This window comes from Bradyrhizobium sp. CCGUVB4N (assembly GCF_024199945.1).
GTDB lineage: Bacteria > Pseudomonadota > Alphaproteobacteria > Rhizobiales > Xanthobacteraceae > Bradyrhizobium.
The window spans coordinates 4859465-4876109 of record NZ_JANADP010000001.1 but is presented as its reverse complement, the minus strand read 5'-3'; the positions used below and the strand labels follow the sequence as shown (position 1 = coordinate 4876109).

The 16645-nt window shown below is 65.7% G+C and carries 13 protein-coding genes and 1 tRNA gene; 2 read left to right on the top strand and 12 right to left on the bottom strand.

Annotated elements, in window-relative coordinates:
• Window positions 1-11: 11 nt before the first annotated feature.
• Complete coding sequence (locus NLM31_RS22315) at window positions 12-680, bottom strand: OB-fold-containig protein (protein WP_254131397.1); 669 nt, start codon at window positions 678-680, stop codon at window positions 12-14.
• A gap of 10 nt (window positions 681-690) precedes the next feature.
• Window positions 691-1854, bottom strand: coding sequence for a PspA/IM30 family protein (locus NLM31_RS22310; protein WP_254193672.1), 1164 nt, complete (start codon window positions 1852-1854; stop codon window positions 691-693).
• 453 nt (window positions 1855-2307) lie between these two features.
• Between NLM31_RS22310 and NLM31_RS22305 the strand changes: the two genes are divergently transcribed.
• Complete coding sequence (locus NLM31_RS22305) at window positions 2308-3450, top strand: transporter substrate-binding domain-containing protein (RefSeq protein WP_254193671.1); 1143 nt, start codon at window positions 2308-2310, stop codon at window positions 3448-3450.
• A 237-nt stretch (window positions 3451-3687) separates the two neighbouring features.
• Here the strand turns inward: NLM31_RS22305 and NLM31_RS22300 are convergent, their stop codons facing one another.
• Window positions 3688-3951, bottom strand: a complete 264-nt coding sequence (locus NLM31_RS22300) for a hypothetical protein (protein ID WP_254131394.1) — start codon at window positions 3949-3951, stop codon at window positions 3688-3690.
• A gap of 270 nt (window positions 3952-4221) precedes the next feature.
• Here NLM31_RS22300 and NLM31_RS22295 point away from each other — a divergent pair, with 270 nt between their 5' ends.
• On the top strand, window positions 4222-4416 hold the full coding sequence (locus NLM31_RS22295) for a hypothetical protein (RefSeq protein ID WP_254131393.1): 195 nt from the start codon (window positions 4222-4224) through the stop codon (window positions 4414-4416).
• A 45-nt stretch (window positions 4417-4461) separates the two neighbouring features.
• Here the strand turns inward: NLM31_RS22295 and NLM31_RS22290 are convergent, their stop codons facing one another.
• From NLM31_RS22290 to NLM31_RS22250, 9 genes are all read right to left on the bottom strand, one after another.
• Entirely contained in the window at window positions 4462-4608 is a 147-nt protein-coding gene (locus NLM31_RS22290) for a hypothetical protein (protein ID WP_254193670.1), read from the bottom strand.
• A 190-nt stretch (window positions 4609-4798) separates the two neighbouring features.
• Window positions 4799-4872 (bottom strand) — tRNA-Cys (locus tag NLM31_RS22285).
• Window positions 4873-4928: 56 nt separating this feature from the next.
• A complete protein-coding gene (locus tag NLM31_RS22280; protein ID WP_254193669.1) occupies window positions 4929-5681 on the bottom strand; it encodes an ABC transporter ATP-binding protein in 753 nt (250 codons plus the stop codon).
• A gap of 8 nt (window positions 5682-5689) precedes the next feature.
• Window positions 5690-6406, bottom strand: coding sequence for an ABC transporter permease (locus NLM31_RS22275; protein ID WP_254193668.1), 717 nt, complete (start codon window positions 6404-6406; stop codon window positions 5690-5692).
• A 157-nt stretch (window positions 6407-6563) separates the two neighbouring features.
• Window positions 6564-7304, bottom strand: coding sequence for a tRNA-uridine aminocarboxypropyltransferase (locus tag NLM31_RS22270; RefSeq protein ID WP_254193667.1), 741 nt, complete (start codon window positions 7302-7304; stop codon window positions 6564-6566).
• 36 nt (window positions 7305-7340) lie between these two features.
• Window positions 7341-10448 carry an efflux RND transporter permease subunit gene (locus NLM31_RS22265; RefSeq protein WP_254193666.1) on the bottom strand — a complete coding sequence of 1036 codons (3108 nt, stop codon included), beginning with the start codon at window positions 10446-10448 and terminating at the stop codon, window positions 7341-7343.
• Window positions 10448-13600, bottom strand: a complete 3153-nt coding sequence (locus NLM31_RS22260) for an efflux RND transporter permease subunit (protein WP_254193665.1) — start codon at window positions 13598-13600, stop codon at window positions 10448-10450. Before NLM31_RS22260 ends, NLM31_RS22265 begins: the two co-directional genes overlap by 1 nt.
• 36 nt (window positions 13601-13636) lie before the next feature.
• Entirely contained in the window at window positions 13637-15085 is a 1449-nt protein-coding gene (locus NLM31_RS22255) for an efflux RND transporter periplasmic adaptor subunit (protein ID WP_254193664.1), read from the bottom strand.
• The gene (locus NLM31_RS22250) at window positions 15075-16550 is read right to left on the bottom strand and encodes an efflux transporter outer membrane subunit (RefSeq protein ID WP_254131385.1); all 1476 of its coding nucleotides are present in this window, start codon (window positions 16548-16550) and stop codon (window positions 15075-15077) included. The genes NLM31_RS22255 and NLM31_RS22250 overlap by 11 nt, the downstream gene beginning before the upstream one ends.
• Between the last annotated feature and the right edge of the window lie 95 nt (window positions 16551-16645).

Sequence of the window (16645 nt, the reverse complement as noted above, 5' to 3'; positions counted from 1 at the left end):
GACTTTCTCCGCTAATGGACTTGCTGGCTTAGAGTGGGTTTGGTCGGTTTGAGTTCATCGTCGGCCTTCACCGCGACGAAACGGGTGTCGACGCGATCAACCAGGAGGACGAGGGTCCCCTGCGGCAATGGCGCCGAGTCGGGTGCGGCGACCGCCAGTACAAAATGCCTGTTGCCGTGCACGTCGGCGACGCTGACGCGGCCGGGCGGTCCCTGGTCGAGGGGACCAACCACGACCTCACCGACGCGGCCGACGAGATCGCCGAGGCCGACAACATAGCTCTCGTCCTTGGGAATGATCCGGGCGATGCCGCGGCTCGCCCCCCGCACCAGCGGGACCGAGACGACGACCGCCGCGAGTGAAGCGATCGAGGCCGGCAAGGGACCGGCCACCATCCGCGCGACATCCTGGATCAGGAAGCCGGTGATGGAAAAGGCGCCGAGCGCCAGCAGCAGGAAGATCAGCAGCGGCACGCCGCCGACATTGATCCAGGAGATGGCGTTGATCACGCCGTTGTCGCTGGGATGGCTGAAATCGACGCTGGTGCCGAGCATCTCGCTGAGCGAGGCTCCGACCAGCATCGTGACCACTTCGAGCGTGCCGACGATGAGGATCATGGCCGCGGCGATCGCGAACGGCCTGACCTCGGGCGACATGACGTGTTCGAGCAATGCGCTCATGACACGAACCTCAGGAGCGCGACTTCAACCGCGCGAGCCTCGCCGCAATCTCCTTGTTGCGATGCAACGCGCTGAGCTCGTCGATGTCGCTGGAATAAGGAATGCCCGGCGGCACGCCGGTGACGCGGGCCACTGCCCTGCCCGCGCGCAACGCCTTGCCCGCCGCGGACGTGCCGCCACGTTTGCGGGGCGAGGTCGAGGCCTGGTGGCTGGCCGCCGCCTCGCTCTTCTCCAAATCGACGCGCCGCTGCTCGGCATCCTGGAGCGCCGAGAGCACCGCACGCAGCGACGTCACGCATTGCTCGATCTTCTCGTTGTTCTCGTCGATGGCGCGCGAAAGCACCTCGAATTGCGCTTCCAGGTCCATCTGCCGCGCGATGCCAGCGCGGGCAAGATCGTCGCGGCCATCTGCGATCGCACCCTCGATCTTGGCGGCGAGATCGGTCATCTCGCGTTCGATCTCGGTGCGGCGCGCATTGAGGCGATATTCCTCGGCGCGCGCGGCCGCGAGCGCATCGCGCGCCTCGCTTTCGGCGCGCTCGATCTCGCGGATGGCCTGGCCGACCACTTTCAGCTTGTTGTTGCCTTCCGCCTGCTCGATCGCGTCATAGGCGATGCCGGCGATCAGACGTCCGACCCGGGACAGGAAATTTTCGGGAGCGGCAGCGATGGTATCCATAGCGTTCTCCTCCTCTGGCAGACTGTTCGGCGTGACGCCGTAGTGAACCTCGAAACCGTCGTCGGTGCGGATCAGGTGCGCGGGCACGCTCTGGCCCCAGCCCTCCGCGTAGCCGGCGTAGTCGAAGGGCACGCTGAAGCGTCCCTGTACGGTCGATATCGAAATCGTGGCCGGGCCTTTGATCTTGGCGAGCTTGTCGTCGAGCGGCAGGCGGCGGCCTTGTGCCGCGCGATAGTCGGCGCGGTCGCGCAGGCCCAGCGTCACCAGCCGCGACGGCAGCGCGGTCTCCTTGCGGATCGGCTCATAGGCATGGGCATGCAGAAGCACGACGTTGGAGCCCACATTATGGGTCCGCGCGACCTCGTCGAGGATCTCCATCATGCGGTCATAAGCCCCAAACGTCGCCTCCATCGCGGCCTTGGCGGCCGGGTCAGGGGCTAGCCTGTAACGCAGCGCCGATGGCGCATGTCGGGGCGACGGGCTCATGGAAAGCACTAAAGCACCATTTTGGTGCTTTACAAGGGGGAAGCTCAATCACGTTCCACTGATCCTGATGCACTCGGAGGGTTAGTCGCTGTCGCCCGGGGCTGCGTTCAAGGCGCGCCATCACCTCTAGATGACCGCGGATCAAGACTTCTTGCACGCGCGGGTTGCAATTTTACGGAAAGTCCTTGCGGACCCGGAACAGGATATGGCGGTGTGGCGCGCGGCCGTCTCCCAACCGTCACGCCCTCTCTGACCGGGGGTGAGGTGGAGGAGGAATGCGTCAAATCAGAATTTCCGTAAAGGCGAATATGTTGCCGGGCGTGGATTGACGGGGGCGCGGTGTGCTTTGCCCGACGGCCAACACGAGGGATGGTGTTTTGTACGGGACTGCGCCATCAATCCGGAACGGGACTGTCCTCAAGCGTCCGCCGCCAGCGCGGTTCGAGACCGGGAAACCCATCGATGCCTCGTCCGCAACCGGCGACCAGCTCTCGCGCTCGAAGCGATCGGCTGCCCTGGTCGGTCGTAGCCAATGTCGTGCGCGGGCTGGTATTGGCACTGCTCGTCTGCATGACCTCGTCGGCGGCTCAGGCCGAGACCGCCAAACTCCGGGTGGCGACCCGCATCGTGCCGCCCATGGTCGTCGAGAAGAACGGCACGCTGACCGGCTTCAGTATCGAGCTCTGGAACAGCATTGGCAGACAACTGAACCGCGAGACCGAATACGTCGTGTTGCCCGATGTGCGCGAATTGCTCGATGCCGTGGGACATGGACAGGCCGATCTCGCCATCGCAGCCATCTCGATCACGTCGGAGCGGGAAGACAGATTCGACTTCTCTCAGCCGATCATGAACTCCGGCCTGCAGATTCTTGTTCGCGGCACGGCCGTGAATGTCGAGGCCAATCCGCTGCGCGAGCTGGCGCAACTGTTCTTCTCGCGCACCCTGCTGGTCTGGCTCGGCATCGCGCTTCTCCTGATCCTCGTGCCGGCGCACCTGATGTTCCTGGTCGAGCGCACGCATCACAGCGGGATCATTCCAACCAGGAACTATTTCCCGGGAATCTTCCATGCGATGTTCTGGGCGGCAGGCACGCTGGCCACCCAGGCGGATCAAATGCCACGGCATTGGATGGCGCGGATCGTCGCCGTGCTGTGGATGTTCACGGGCGTCGTGTTCGTTGCCTTCTATACGGCGCAGCTGACGGCTTCACTGACCGTGCAACAGATCAAGGGACCGATTAACGGGCCGCAGGATCTCGTGGGCAAGACCGTCGGCACGACGCGAGGAAGCACCGCGACCGCCTATCTGAACGAGGTCAAGGCTCAGATGGTCGAGTTTGAGAAGGTCGACGACCTCTACAATGCCCTGTTGAACCACGAGATCGACGCGGTCGTGTTCGATGCACCCGCGCTGCTTTACTACACGACCCACGATGGCCGGGGATCGGCGCGGACCGTCGGCGAGGTGTTCCACAAGGAAGATTACGGCATCGTCTTTCCGACAGGCAGCCCGTTGCGCAAGCAGGTCAACGAAGCCCTCTTGGGGCTACGCGAGAACGACAGGTATCAGAGGATCTACGAGGAATGGTTCGGCAAGCGCTAGATCGGCTTGCCGAAACGAGATCCAGTCGTGCGGGCCACGAGGCTCCGACAAATCAGATGGTTTTGCTGCCAGACGAAACTGCTTCATAAATCTGACAGATATGATTCGACGACCTTTCGGAATTGCGTCGGATATCCGCCTTTCAACAGCTTCTCCGCAGCATATCAACAGGCCGGGCCTGACGGATTTGCGCTGACCGCGCAAAGTACTTGCTGCGCACAAATCCACAGGGGGCCGTCAGCCGCCTGCCTGGTCGAACACGGTGCGGCAAGCCTCGCTCAAGCTTGAGCGGTTACGGCGCAGGCAGGCCGTGATGGCACGGACGTTCGGGATTTCACCAGCGCAGAGCCGGTAGACGTCGGGGGTGCAGGCCCGGCGCTGCTCCGGCGTGCCCTGCTGCGCACTCGCGGCGGTGGCGAACAGCGTCAGGAACAGCCCGACCGTCGAGGCGCGACGCGCCCGGCTGGTCACACCCGCAAACCGCAAGAACCTCGCCTTCATGACCAGTCTCCTGTCTGCCCTGCTCGCCCGGCCTGCGTTGGCCGGCGTGGGGGTATGGGTAGGAGGAATAAATCGCGCCGGATGTGATCTCTTTCACACTGGCCGCTGCCTGGAGACGCCTAAAGTTCCATCCGGGGATCTCTGGGGATTTTTCAGGAATCGCTAACCAAACGGATCTCGATCGGCCGATCGTTAAAATGCGAACGATCGGGTCAATCGGGAAACAAACCGGCTTTGCGACAGTGCGCCATCCGCGTTCCGGAGGGTGTGATGAGCGAAGCCGAATTCAACTTGATGCTGGAAGCCGTCCGCGACGCCATGATCAATGAAGATTTCGCGCCCGCGCCGGAGGAGGAATTCGTGCCCCGCTCGTGGAGCTTTTTCGCGACGCCCAAGGCCGCGAATGACAATGAGGGTGCCTGGCCCCTCGTGCCCTTTCCGGACGGCTGGTACGCCGCCTGCTAAGACCTTCCGGCCCGACCTGATTGCGGGCCTCGGGGCCTGCTGCGATCAATTCTTGACGCGATCCTCGTCGTCCCGCTGCGCCCGGTCGGGTTCAGCCGGCGGGAAGATGCTGTCATAGATCGCGCGCGCCTCGGCAATGAGACGGGCCCGCTCCAGTTCGGACTTCGGGATAAATCGGACGATCTCGCCCACGTGCTCTCCAGCGCTCGATTGTCGGGACTGCATCCCTTCGCAGATGCGAAGGTTGTGCCATCCGGCCTGAATCGAGGGTTTCCAGCAAGCCCCGGGCAAACCCGGTGGGCATGGCTCCGCCGGCTCCGCCCGCACGATCGGCGGAACGCGGACAAACCAAAATTTATGCTGAAGTATCAGAAGCTTGTGATGGAGGCCACGACCAGAATTGAACTGGTGTACACGGTTTTGCAGACCGTTGCGTAACCACTCCGCCACGTGGCCCCGTAAGGGCGGAGCAATATAGCGGATCAACGGCTTAGGCAACCCCGACCGGCCAGTTACACCTTGGCAGCCCCGAGGTATCTGGCAAGAATCTCCTCAGTCGTGCCCGCCGCGGTGATCCGCCCCTCCTCCAGCAGGATCGCGCGGTTGCAGGTGCTCTTGATCAGCTCGACGTCGTGCGAGGCCAGCACCAGGATGCCGGCGCGGGCCACGATCTCGTCGAGGCGCTGCCGCGCTTTTTTCCGGAAATGCTGGTCGCCGACGCCGATCCATTCGTCGAGCAGCACGATCTCGCCCTCGACGGCGGTGGCGACCGCAAAAATCAGGCGCAGCATCATGCCGCTGGAATAGGTCCGCAGCGGCAGGTCGAGCCGGTCGCCGAGCTCGGTGAATTCAGCGATCTCCGCGCGCCGCGCATCGATCTCGGTCCGCCGGGCACCGATCACCAGGCCGCGGCGCATGATGTTCTCGTAGCCGGTCGCCTCTTCGTCGAAGCCGGCCGACAGGTCGAACAGCGACAGGCAGCGGCCGAGCACGTCGATGCCGCCTGAGGTCGGATGGTAGATGCCGGCAAGGACCCGCAGCAGCGTGGTCTTTCCGGCGCCGTTGGCGCCGACGATGGCGACGCGATCCCCGGCACGGATGTCGAGGTCGATGCCATCGAGCGCGGTGACGATGTGTGGACGGGCTGCTTCGCGGCGCAAGGTCACGGCGCGAACGAAGCGGCTGCGCAGCGAACGGTCGCGGAACGACAGCACCGGAAACGTGACCGAGACGTTGCGCAGCACGATATGGGCCGTGGTGCTCATCCCGCCCCTCACAGCCAATATGCCACGCGGTGGCGGTATTTTGCGTAGCACCCCAGCCCGACGGCGGCGACGGCGATTGCGTAAGCCAGGCCGAGCAGCCATTGCTCCGCATCCATCGGCTGCGACAACAGCGGCCTGCGCACGAGATCGAGCAGCGTCGCGAACGGATTGACTCGCGTCAGCCAATGGAACGCGGTGCCGCGCACGCTGTCCTCGGTCCAGATCACGGGCGTGAGGAAGAAGATGAATTGCAGGCCGCTCACGATCGCGGATCCGATGTCGCGAAAGCGCGCGCAGAGCATGCCAAGCGCGACCGAGCCGCCGAGCAGCACGATGAGCAGGATCGCAAAGCCCGGCACGACGAGCAGCATGCTCGCGTGCAGCGGCCAGGGCATCACGACATAGAGCAGGACGACGATGAGGAGATGATGGGCGAAGATCAGCACGTTGCGCGCGATCATCTGCAGCACGTGCACGATCAGCGGTGCCGGCACCGCCTTGATCAGATGGCCGGAGGCCACGAAGATGTTGGAACCTTCCTGCAGCGTCGTGGCGATCAGCGTCCAGACGATCAGGCCAACCGCGAAGGACGGCAGGAAGGCGGTGATATCCTGCCTGAACAGCGCGGCGTAGACCGTGCCGACACTGACGATCGTCGCCGCAAGCGTCAGCGTGATCCAGAGCGGCCCGATCACGGTACGCCGGTAGCGCAGCGAAATGTCCATCAGGGCGAGCGTGCCCCAACGATCGAACTGCGCTGCCTGGGCCAGGATCTCCTTCGCTGCGCTCTGAATTCGGCTGCCCCTTCTGCTCCGGCTCGGACGGTCTGTATCTGCCCGCTCCTGACAGGGCAATCAACCGTACGGACGAGATCGGCTCACATCAGGACCGTTTGCCGCGCCGGAAATCGCGTCGCCGGCCTTTTGGCGCCGGCTTTGGCGCCAGTTCCGGCATCTCGGCCTGAACTTCGCGGTAGCGCGTCAACAGCCGTTCAAAACTGGCGTTCAGCGTCTCGGCGATGTCGGGACGCCGCTCGAGGCCCGCCAGCAGCGTTGCGGCTGCCTCGATGGTCGACAGTCCGTCCTTGCGCGGCTCCTTGCGCAACCGCCCGTAGCGCGACGGGTGCGCCGGGTTGAGGATCACGCGCTGGCATTTCAGCATCCAGGGATTGCGCCACCACAGCGCCTTGGCCTGGCTCCAGGTGCCGTCAAGCAGCACCACCCCTTCGAGCTTGCCGAGAATGGCGCGCTGGTTGTCCGCGACCTCGCCCTTGCGGTTGAGCGCGACGATCTCACTCTCCACGTCGAGGTCGGCTGCGCGGGCCGAGCCGAGATAGAGCACGGCCCAGTGCGAGGCGTTTTCAATGGGGTGCCCGAGCGCCTTGGACAAGCTCGGCCAGGACAGGCCGACGCGGACCGTCGCATCGGCAAAATGCCGGGCCAGCAGCCGGGCCGTGCCGAGCGCCCTGTCCTGCTCCTGCGGATGCTGGAGGATCAGGAGCTCGAGGCCATTCTCGATCGGCGTGACACTGTCGCAGATGCAGAGCGGCATCGGCTTCTGGCAGTGCGGGCATTCGGGAATCGGCTCCGGCGCTGCGGCCGTGGTTTCAGCTGGGTTCGACATGCCGCCGCTATACGCTCGAAGCCGCGCTGCAACAACCTATTCCGCCGGCGCCGCGAGCGGCTGCGGCTCGGACCGCCGGCGCAGACGGTCGATCAGGAGGTAAATCACGGGCGTGGTGTAGAGCGTCAGGATCTGCGAGACGAACAGGCCGCCGATGATGGTGATGCCGAGCGGGCGGCGCAGCTCCGTGCCCGGCCCGGTCGCGACGACCAGCGGAATGCCGGCGAACAGCGCCGCCATGGTCGTCATCAGGATCGGGCGGAAGCGTGCCTGGCAGGCCTCGAAGATCGCTTCGGCTGACGACAGCCCACGCTGGCGTTCGGCATCGAGCGCGAAGTCGACCATCATGATGCCGTTCTTCTTGACGATGCCGATCAACAGGATGATGCCGACGAAGGCGATCACCGTCAGCGGCGTGTTGGTGATCTGGAGCGCGAGCAGCGCGCCGAGGCCGGCCGAGGGCAGCGTCGAGATGATCGTGAGTGGATGGGCCAAGCTCTCATAGAGCACGCCGAGCACGATATACATCGCCACCAGCGCGCCGAGGATGAGCAGCGGCTGCCGGCCGCTGGTCTTGGCGAAATCGCCGGCATTGCCGTCAAAGCTGCCGCGGATGCCCTCAGGCATGTGCAACTCGTCGACCGCGCGCTGGATGTTTTGCGTCGCGGCCTGAAGCGGCACGTCGGGCAGCAGATTGAATGACACCGTCGTCGAAGGCACCGATTGCGAATGATAGACCGCAAGCGCAGCCAGCCCGCGCGTCGCGTGCACCACGGCGGACAGCGGCACCTGCACGTCATTGGCGCCGGCGACATAGATGCGCTCGAGATTGGACGGATCGACCTGGAATTTCGGGTCGATCTCCAGCACGGTCATGTACTGGTTGCGCTGGGTGTAGATGATCGCGATCTGGCGCTGCGAGAACGCGTTGTTCAGGGCGTTGTCGATGTCCTGGACCTTGACGCCGAGCGCGGCCGCCTTCTGGCGGTCGATGTTCAGTGTCAGCTGAAGTCCGCCGGGATCGCGGTCGCTGGAAATGTCGGTGATGCCCTCGACCGTCTCCATGCGCTTGGCCACGATCGGCGCCCATTTCTGCAGCAGATCGAGATCCGTCGAGGCGAGCGTGTACTGATAGTCGGAATCGCTCTGCCGGCCGCCGGCGCGGACGTCCTGCGCGGCGAACATGAAGAGGCGGATGCCGGGCACGGGAAACAGTGCTTTCCGCAGCCGGTCGATCACCACCTGCGTCGAGACGTGGTCGCGCTCCTCCGGCGGCTTCAGGCTGATGAACATGGTGCCGCGGTTCGAGGTCGCAGCCCCCGGGCCCCCGCCTCCGCTGCCGACGGTCGAGCCGATGCCGGCCACCGCCGGATCCTGCATCACGATGTCGGCGAGGCGCTGCTGCAGGGTCAGCATCGACTGAAACGAGATATCGGCGGAGGCGCGCGTCGCGCCGATGACGAAGCCGGAATCGTCCGTCGGGAAATAGCCCTTGGGCACCTTGATGTAGAGCATCACCGTCAAGCCGATGGTGGCGAAGAACACCAGCAGCGTCAGCAGCGGAAACTCCAGCACGGCGCGCAGGGTGCGGGCGTAGAACGAGACGATGCGCGACAGCGAGCCTTCGATCAGGCGATCGAACAGCGTGGCGGAACCCGATGTGGTCTGCCGGATGTAATGGGCGCAGATCATCGGCGTGACCGTCAGCGACACCAGGGTCGAGACCACGATCGCAAAGGTCAGCGTCAGCGAAAATTCGCGCAGGAGGCGGCCGACGATGCCGTCCATGAAGATCAGCGGCGTGAACGCGGCAATCAGCGACAGGCTGATCGAAACGACCGTGAAGCCGATCTGCTTGGCACCCTCCAGCGCCGCCTGCATCGGCCGCATGCCGTGCTCGAGATTGCGGAACATGTTCTCGATCATGACGATGGCGTCGTCGACCACGAAACCGACCGAGATCGCGAGCGCCATCAGCGACAGATTGTCGATCGAGAAGCCCGCGACCCACATCCCGGCACAGGTACCGGCCAGCGCCAGCGGCACCGAAATGCCGGCCGCGACCGTCGGCGTCACCCGGCGCAGGAACACGAACACGACGACCATCACCAGGACCGCGGTCGCGAGCAGCGTCCACTGCATGTCCATCACGCTGGCGCGGATCGTGGTGGTGCGGTCGACCAGCGTGGACACGTCGACGCCGGCCGGGATCCATTGCTTCAACTCGGGGACCAGCGCCTTCACCCGGTCGACGGTGTCGATGACGTTGGCGTCGCCCTGCTTGGTGATCTGGATCAGCACCGCCGGCTGCTTGTTGAACCAGGCGATGGAGCGCGCGTTGCGGACGCTGTCCTCGATGTCGGCGACGTCGGAGAGCCGGACGAAATTGCCGTTCGAACTCTTGATGACGATGTCACGGAATTCCTTGGCCGTGCGCATCTGCCTGTTCAGCGACAGCGTCTCGCTCTGGCGCTCGCCGTTGAAGATGCCGACGGGACCGAGCGGGTTGGCGTTGATGATGGCGGTCCGGACGTCGTCGGTCGCGATCCCCGCATTCGACAGCGCCACCGGATTGAGCTGGATCCGCACCGCCGGCTGGTCCGCGCCCGACACGGTCACATCGCCCACGCCCGGCACCTGCGAGATGCGCTGCGCCAGCACGGTATCGGCGACGTCGTAGATGGCGCTGGCGGACAGCGTCTTGGAGGTCAGCGCCAGCACGAAGACGGGGGCGCCTGCCGTATTCGCCTTGCGGAAGCGCGGCAGCGCCGGCAGGTCGCTGGGAAGGTCGACCAGCGCGGCGTTGATGGCGGCCTGCACGTCGCGCGCCGCCTTGTCGATGTTGCGGCCGATATCGAACTGGAGCTGGATGTTGGCCGTGCCGAGAGAGCTCGTCGACGTGATCTGGTTGATGCCTGCGATTTCGCCGAGCCGCCGTTCTAGCGGCGCAGCCACGGTCGCGGCCATCACGGAGGGGTCGGCACCGGGGCGGCTCGCCGAGACGAAGATGGCGGGGAAGTCGACATTCGGGACCGAAGCAACCGGCAGGAACTCGTAGGCGACGCCCCCCAGCAGAAACAGCCCGATCGACAGCAGCGTGGTTGCGACGGGGCGGCGGATGAATGGCTCCGAGATCGACGCCATCACTGCATCCCCTCGGTCGCGCCCGCCGTCGGCGGCGCGTCGGGCTCCGGCGGCGGCAGCGCCTGTTCGAGGCGACGGTTGATGCGGTCGAGCGCGAGGTAGATCACCGGCGTGGTGTAGAGCGTCAGCAGCTGGCTCAGCAGCAGGCCGCCGATGATGGAGATGCCGAGCGGGAAGCGCAGCTCGGCCCCGGTGCCGCTCTCGATCGCCAGCGGCAGCGCGCCGAACAGCGCGGCCAGCGTCGTCATCATGATCGGGCGGAAGCGCAACAGACACGCCTGCACGATCGCCTCATGCGCCGGCATGCCCTGCCCGCGCTCGGCCTCCAGCGCGAAGTCGATCATCATGATCGCGTTCTTCTTGACGATGCCCATCAGCAGGATGATGCCGATCAGGCCGATGACCGAGAGATCCTGCCCGCACAGGATCAGCGCCAGGATGGCGCCGACGCCGGCCGAGGGCAGCGTCGAGAGGATCGTGATCGGGTGGATGTAGCTCTCATAGAGCACGCCGAGCACGATGTAGATCGTGATCACGGCAGCGAGCAGCAGCCAGGGCTGGCCGGCGAGCGCCTTGGCGAATTCCGCGGCGTCGCCGGCATAGACGCCGACGATGCTGTTGGGCATCTCGATCCGGGTCTCGATCGCCTTCACCGCCTCGACGGCATCGCCGAGCGCGGCGCCCGGCGCGAGGTTGAAGGAGAGCGAGATCGCCGGGAATTGCGCCTGGTGCGAGATCGCCAGCGGCGCCGTGGTACGCTTCAGCGTCGCCACCGCGTCGAGTGGGACCTGCGCGTTGGGCGCGCCGACCACCGAGCTGCTGGCCCCGCCCGGCAAATAGAGCTTCGACAGGATCGAAGGATCGCGCTGGTACATCGGCAGCGCTTCCAGCACCACGCGGTACTGGTTTGCCTGGCCGTAGATGGTCGATATCTGCCGCTGCGCAAAGGCATCGTTGAGCGTGTCGGTGATGGCCTGCAGGCTGACGCCGAGCTGCCCGGCGCGGGTGCGATCGACGTCGAGCTGCGCGCGCAGGCCGCCCTCCTGGGCCTCCGAGGAAACGTCACGGAACAGGGGATCGTGCCGCATCTCGTCGACGAGCTTCTTCGCCCATTCCGACACCAGCGTCGCATCGGTACCGGTCAGCGTGTACTGGTATTGCGATCGGCTCGACTGGGTCGAGATCTGCACGTCCTGCACGGGCTGGAAGTAGACGGTCATGCCGGGGATGCCGGCGACCTTCTGCTTCAGCCGGGCAATGACGACGCTGACATCGTCACGCCGCTCGCCGCGAGGCGTCAGGCTCATGACCAGGCGTCCGACATTGGTGGTCGGGTTGACCGAGCCCGCGCCGATCACCGAGACCACGCCGGTCACGTCGGGGTCGGCCTTGATGGCGTCGGCGATCTCGGCCTGCCGCTTCTGCATCTCTCCGAACGAGACATCGGGCCCCGCCTCCGTCACAGCCGTGATCGAGGCGGTGTCCTGGAGCGGCAAAAAGCCCTTCGGTGCGACGACATAGAGCACCAGCGTCGCGACCAGCGTGGCAAAGGTCACGACCAGCGTGGTGCGCTGGTGCCGCAACACCACGAGCAGCGTGCGGTGATAGAATTCGACGGTGCGGTCGATGAAGCGACTGATGGCAGCCAGCCCCGGCACCGCCAGCTCCTCATGGGCGTGCTTGAGCAGGCGCGAGCACATCATCGGCGTCAACGTCAGCGACACCACCGCCGAGGTCACGACCGCGATCGTCAAGGTCAGCGCGAATTCGCGGAACATGCGGCCGACCAGGCCCGACATGAACAGCAGCGGGATGAACACCGCGATCAGCGACACCGTCAGCGAGATCACGGTGAAGCCGATCTCGCTCGCGCCCTTGAGCGAGGCGGTCATTGCGCTGTCGCCATTTTCCATATGGCGCACGATGTTCTCGATCATGACGATGGCGTCGTCGACCACGAAGCCGGTGCCGATCGTGAGCGCCATCAGCGACAGATTGTCGAGGCTGAAGCCGGCAAAATACATGATGCCGAAGCTCGTGATCAGCGACAGCGGCAGCGCCACGCCGGCGATCAACGTGGCGCGCAGCGAGCGCAGGAACAACAGCACCACCAGCGTCACCAGCACCACGCTGAGGATCAGCGTGAACTGCACGTCGTGGACGGAGGCGCGAATGGTGACGGTGCGGTCGGAGACGATGGTCAGGTGCACACCGGCCGGTATGGCGCGCTGGACCTTCGGGATCTCGGCGCGGATCTGGCTGACGACGTCGATGACATTGGCGCCAGGCTGGCGCTGGATGTCGATGATGACGGCCGGCGTGCCCTGGTACCAGCCGCCGGTGCGATCATTCTCGAGCCCGTCGACGATCTGCGCGACGTCGCCGATCGTGACCGGCGAGCCGTTGCGATAGGCGATGATGATCGGCCTGTAGGCGTCGGCGGCGGCGATCTGGTCGTTGGCCGCGATGATGTAGGATTGCTGGGCACCGTCGAGGGAGCCCTTCGGCCCGGAGACGTTCGCGTTGGCGATCGCGTTGCGGAGATCCTCCATGGCGATGCCGTAGGCAGCCAGCCGCGCCAGATCCGCCTGGATGCGCACGGCCGGCTTCAGCCCGCCGAGCACGGAAACACGACCCACGCCGGAAATCTGGCTCAGCCGCTGCGCCAGCAGCGTGTCTGCGATATCGCTCATCGCGCGCAGCGAGATCGTGTCCGAGCGCAGCGCCAGCGTCATGACAGGCGCATCCGCCGGGTTCACCTTGGCGTAGGTCGGCGGGTAAGGCAGCGTCTTGGGCAAGACGCCCGCGGCCGCGTTGATCGCGGCCTGCACGTCCTGCGTCGCGCCGTCGATGTCGCGGTTGAGATCGAACTGCAGCGAGATCTGGCTGACGCCGAACGAACTCGTCGAATTCATCGCCGTCAGCGACGGGATCTGCCCGAGTTGCCGCTCCAGCGGCGCTGTGATCAGTGAAGCGATCACGTCGGGACTCGCGCCCGGCAGCTGCGTCGACACCTGCACGGTCGGGAAATCGACCTGCGGCAACGCGGAGACCGGCAGCGCGAAATAGCCGAGCGCGCCGCCAATCAGCAGCGCAATGCCGAGCAACGAGGTTGCGATCGGCCGGCGGATGAAGGGTTCTGAGACACCCATGAGATGCGCCTCGTCGTCAGTCCGACTTTGTCCGGGTCATGGCTGCTTTGCTCCAGCCCCCGATGCACTCGGACTCGGACTTGCACTTGGACTTGCACTCGGACCTGCTCCTGGCCCCGGTGCCGGTCCGGTCTGCCCCTTCTGGTCGCCTTCGCTACTTTTCCGCTTGGCGCGGAATTCGCCGTCCTTGCCCGATCCGTCCTTCTGCCCGTCCTTGGCCTGACCGCCCTTCCCGTCTCCCTGAGGCGCGCGCGTGCGCTTCCGCGGGGCGAGATCGGCCGAGGGCGTCTGCTCATCGCGGCCGACGATCACCTTGGAGCCGTCGGACAGATTGGCAAAGCCCGTGGTCACGACCCGGTCGTTCGGCGAAAGGCCGCTCGCAATGACCGCGTCATGCTCATTCTGCTGCGTCACCGTCACCGGCTTGGCCGAGACGATGTCGCCCTCGCCGATGACATAGCTGAACGTGCCGATCGGTCCGCGCTGCACCGCCGATGTCGGCACCACCAGCGCCTGCGACAATGTCTCGACCTTGAGGCGGACATTGACGAACTGGCCGGGCCAGAGCTGGTAATTGGCGTTGGGGAATTCCGCCTTGAGCTTGAGCGTGCCGGTGGTCTGGTCGACCTGGTTGTCGATGCCGGTGAGCTTGCCGGTGTCGATCACCGTGACGCCGTCATTGCCGAACACGTCGACCGCAAGCGAGCCTTTCGCTGCGGCCGCGTTGACGCGCATGATCTGCTGCTGCGGCAGGCTGAACCACACCGCGATCGGCTGCAATTGCGTGATGACGACGAGGCCGGTGGTGTCGGCGGCGTGGATGATGTTGCCCTGGTCGACCTGGCGCAGGCCGGCGCGGCCCGACAGCGGCGCCACGATCTTGGTGTAGCTCAGCGTCGCCGCCGCGTTGTCGATCGCGGCCTGGTCAGCCTTGACCAGCGCCTCGGTCTGGGCGACCGCGGCGCGCTGGGTGTCGGCCTGCTGCTTCGAGCCGGCATTGGAGGCCGCGAGCTGCTCGTAGCGCGTCAGGTCGATGCGCTGGTTGGCGAGCTGGGCTTCGTCCTGCGCCTTCTTGGCGACGGCCTGGTCATAGGTCGCCTGGTAGAGCGCCGGGTCGATCTCGCCGAGCACGTCGCCCTTCTTGACGTCCTGGCCCTCGGTGAACTTGACCGCAATCAGCTTGCCGTCGACCTGCGAGCGAACGGTGACGGTGTTGAGCGCGCGGATCGCGCCGACGCCGTCGAGATAGACCGGAACGTCCTGGACCTTGGGTGTCGCCGCCAGCACGGGCACCGGCAGATCGGGCCGCTGCTGGCCACGACCGCCGGCCGCCTGTTGCGGCTTCTGCTGCATCACGGTCCAGCCGAGATAGCCGAGGCCGCCGAGGATCGCGAGCGTGATCAGGGTCATGACGAAGCCGCGGCCGCGCGACTTTTTCGCCGTCCCCTGTTTCGCGTTGTCCTTCGTATCCGGCTTAAAGAGCATTGACCGGTTTCTCCATTCGCGGCTCCCAGCCGCCGCCAAGCGCCTGATACAGGCTGACAATGGCAAGAAGGCGTGCGAGCTGCGCCTGCGCCAGGGTGTCTTCGGCCTGGAACAGCGTCAGTTGGGTGTTGAGCACGGTGACGATATCGGCCGTGCCGGCGCGCAGCTGCTGCTCCGCGAGGTCGAAGGCGCGCCGCGAGGCGTTGACGACATCGCGCTGCAATTGCAGCTTGATCGTGGTCTGCTTGATCGAGAACAGCGCATTGTCGACGTCGGTGAAGGCCTGGACGATGGTCTTGCGGTAAGTCTGCAGCAGCTCCTCCTGCCGCGCCTTCGCGTACTCGAAATTGCCGAGGATCTTGCCGCCGTCGAAGATCGGCTGGGTCGCGCTGCCGACCAGCTGGAAGAACGCCGCGTGCGGCTGGAACAGCGAGACCAGCGCCGAGCTCTGATAGCCGCCATTGCCGGTGAGCTGGATGGTCGGGAAGAACTGCGCACGCGCATTGCCGATATTGGCGGTGGCCGAGGCGAGCTGCGCCTCCTGCCGGCGGATGTCCGGCCGCTGGGTCAGGAGCTCGGACGGCAGGCCGGGCGTGACCCGCGGGATCGCGATCCGGTCCAGCGAGCCGCCCGCGAGGCGCACGCTCTCCGGCGGACGCGACACCAGCACCGCCAGCGCATTGGTGTTCTGGTCGAGGGTCTGGCGCAGCGGTGGCACCAGCGCCTTCTGGTTGGCCAGCACGCTCTCCTGCTGGGCGACGTCGAGATCGGTGCCGGTGCCGGCCTTGCGGCGCTCCCGGATGGCATCGAGGATGCGCTGGGCGCTGGCGATGTTGCGCTGGGCGGTGCGCAGGCGGTCCTGCGAGGACAGCACCTGGAAATAGGCATTGGCGACGGCTGCGAGCGTCGTCAGCGCGACGGTGTCGCGGTCGAACCGGCTGGCGTTGGCGGTCTCCTCCGCCGTCTGCAAGGCGTCGCGGTTCTGGCCCCAGAAATCGAGCTGATAGCTGGCACTCAGCGACGCGGAATAGTTGACGACTTCACGGCCGCCATTGGTCAGGCCCGACGCGCTCGAGCCGGACGTGCGCGAATACGTCTCCGAACCGCTTCCCGACAGGCTGGGCAGCAGTGCCGCGCCCGCCTGGCGCGCCTGGGCGTCGGCCTCCACGATCCGCGAGACCGCGGCCGCGATGTCGAGGTTGACGGTCTGCGCCTCCTCCATCAGCTGCGTCAGTTCGGTCGAGCGGAAGCCGCGCCACCAATCCAGCGTCGGCGGCGCATCCGCCTTCCCGGCGTATTTGTATTGTGTGGGGACATCGAGTGCGGGATCGGGAAGGTCCTGGGTCAGGACGCAGGCGCCCGAGCTCGAAGCCAGGCACACCACGGCGACCGCACGCAGCGTTCGCGACGCAGACCCGAGGAATTGCCGCTTCGCGACGGCCGGAACCCGCTGTGTCACATCCACCCCCTGCCAGGCAGATCACGCCGCCACCGCGCGGCCGGATTAGCCGATTCGCGGGCGGGCGGCTGGAGGCCTTTCTGTAGCTCGATCACAGCGTG

What these genes read in the sequence shown, in the direction of transcription:
- NLM31_RS22315 (WP_254131397.1), bottom strand. Translation starts at nt 680, where the DNA reads ATGAGCGCATTGCTCGAACACGTCATGTCGCCCGAGGTCAGGCCGTTC.
- NLM31_RS22305 (WP_254193671.1), top strand. Translation starts at nt 2,308, where the DNA reads ATGCCTCGTCCGCAACCGGCGACCAGCTCTCGCGCTCGAAGCGATCGG.
- NLM31_RS22300 (WP_254131394.1), bottom strand. Translation starts at nt 3,951, where the DNA reads ATGAAGGCGAGGTTCTTGCGGTTTGCGGGTGTGACCAGCCGGGCGCGT.
- NLM31_RS22295 (WP_254131393.1), top strand. Translation starts at nt 4,222, where the DNA reads ATGAGCGAAGCCGAATTCAACTTGATGCTGGAAGCCGTCCGCGACGCC.
- NLM31_RS22280 (WP_254193669.1), bottom strand. Translation starts at nt 5,681, where the DNA reads ATGAGCACCACGGCCCATATCGTGCTGCGCAACGTCTCGGTCACGTTT.
- NLM31_RS22275 (WP_254193668.1), bottom strand. Translation starts at nt 6,406, where the DNA reads ATGGACATTTCGCTGCGCTACCGGCGTACCGTGATCGGGCCGCTCTGG.
- NLM31_RS22270 (WP_254193667.1), bottom strand. Translation starts at nt 7,304, where the DNA reads ATGTCGAACCCAGCTGAAACCACGGCCGCAGCGCCGGAGCCGATTCCC.
- NLM31_RS22265 (WP_254193666.1), bottom strand. Translation starts at nt 10,448, where the DNA reads ATGGCGTCGATCTCGGAGCCATTCATCCGCCGCCCCGTCGCAACCACG.
- NLM31_RS22260 (WP_254193665.1), bottom strand. Translation starts at nt 13,600, where the DNA reads ATGGGTGTCTCAGAACCCTTCATCCGCCGGCCGATCGCAACCTCGTTG.
- NLM31_RS22255 (WP_254193664.1), bottom strand. Translation starts at nt 15,085, where the DNA reads ATGCTCTTTAAGCCGGATACGAAGGACAACGCGAAACAGGGGACGGCG.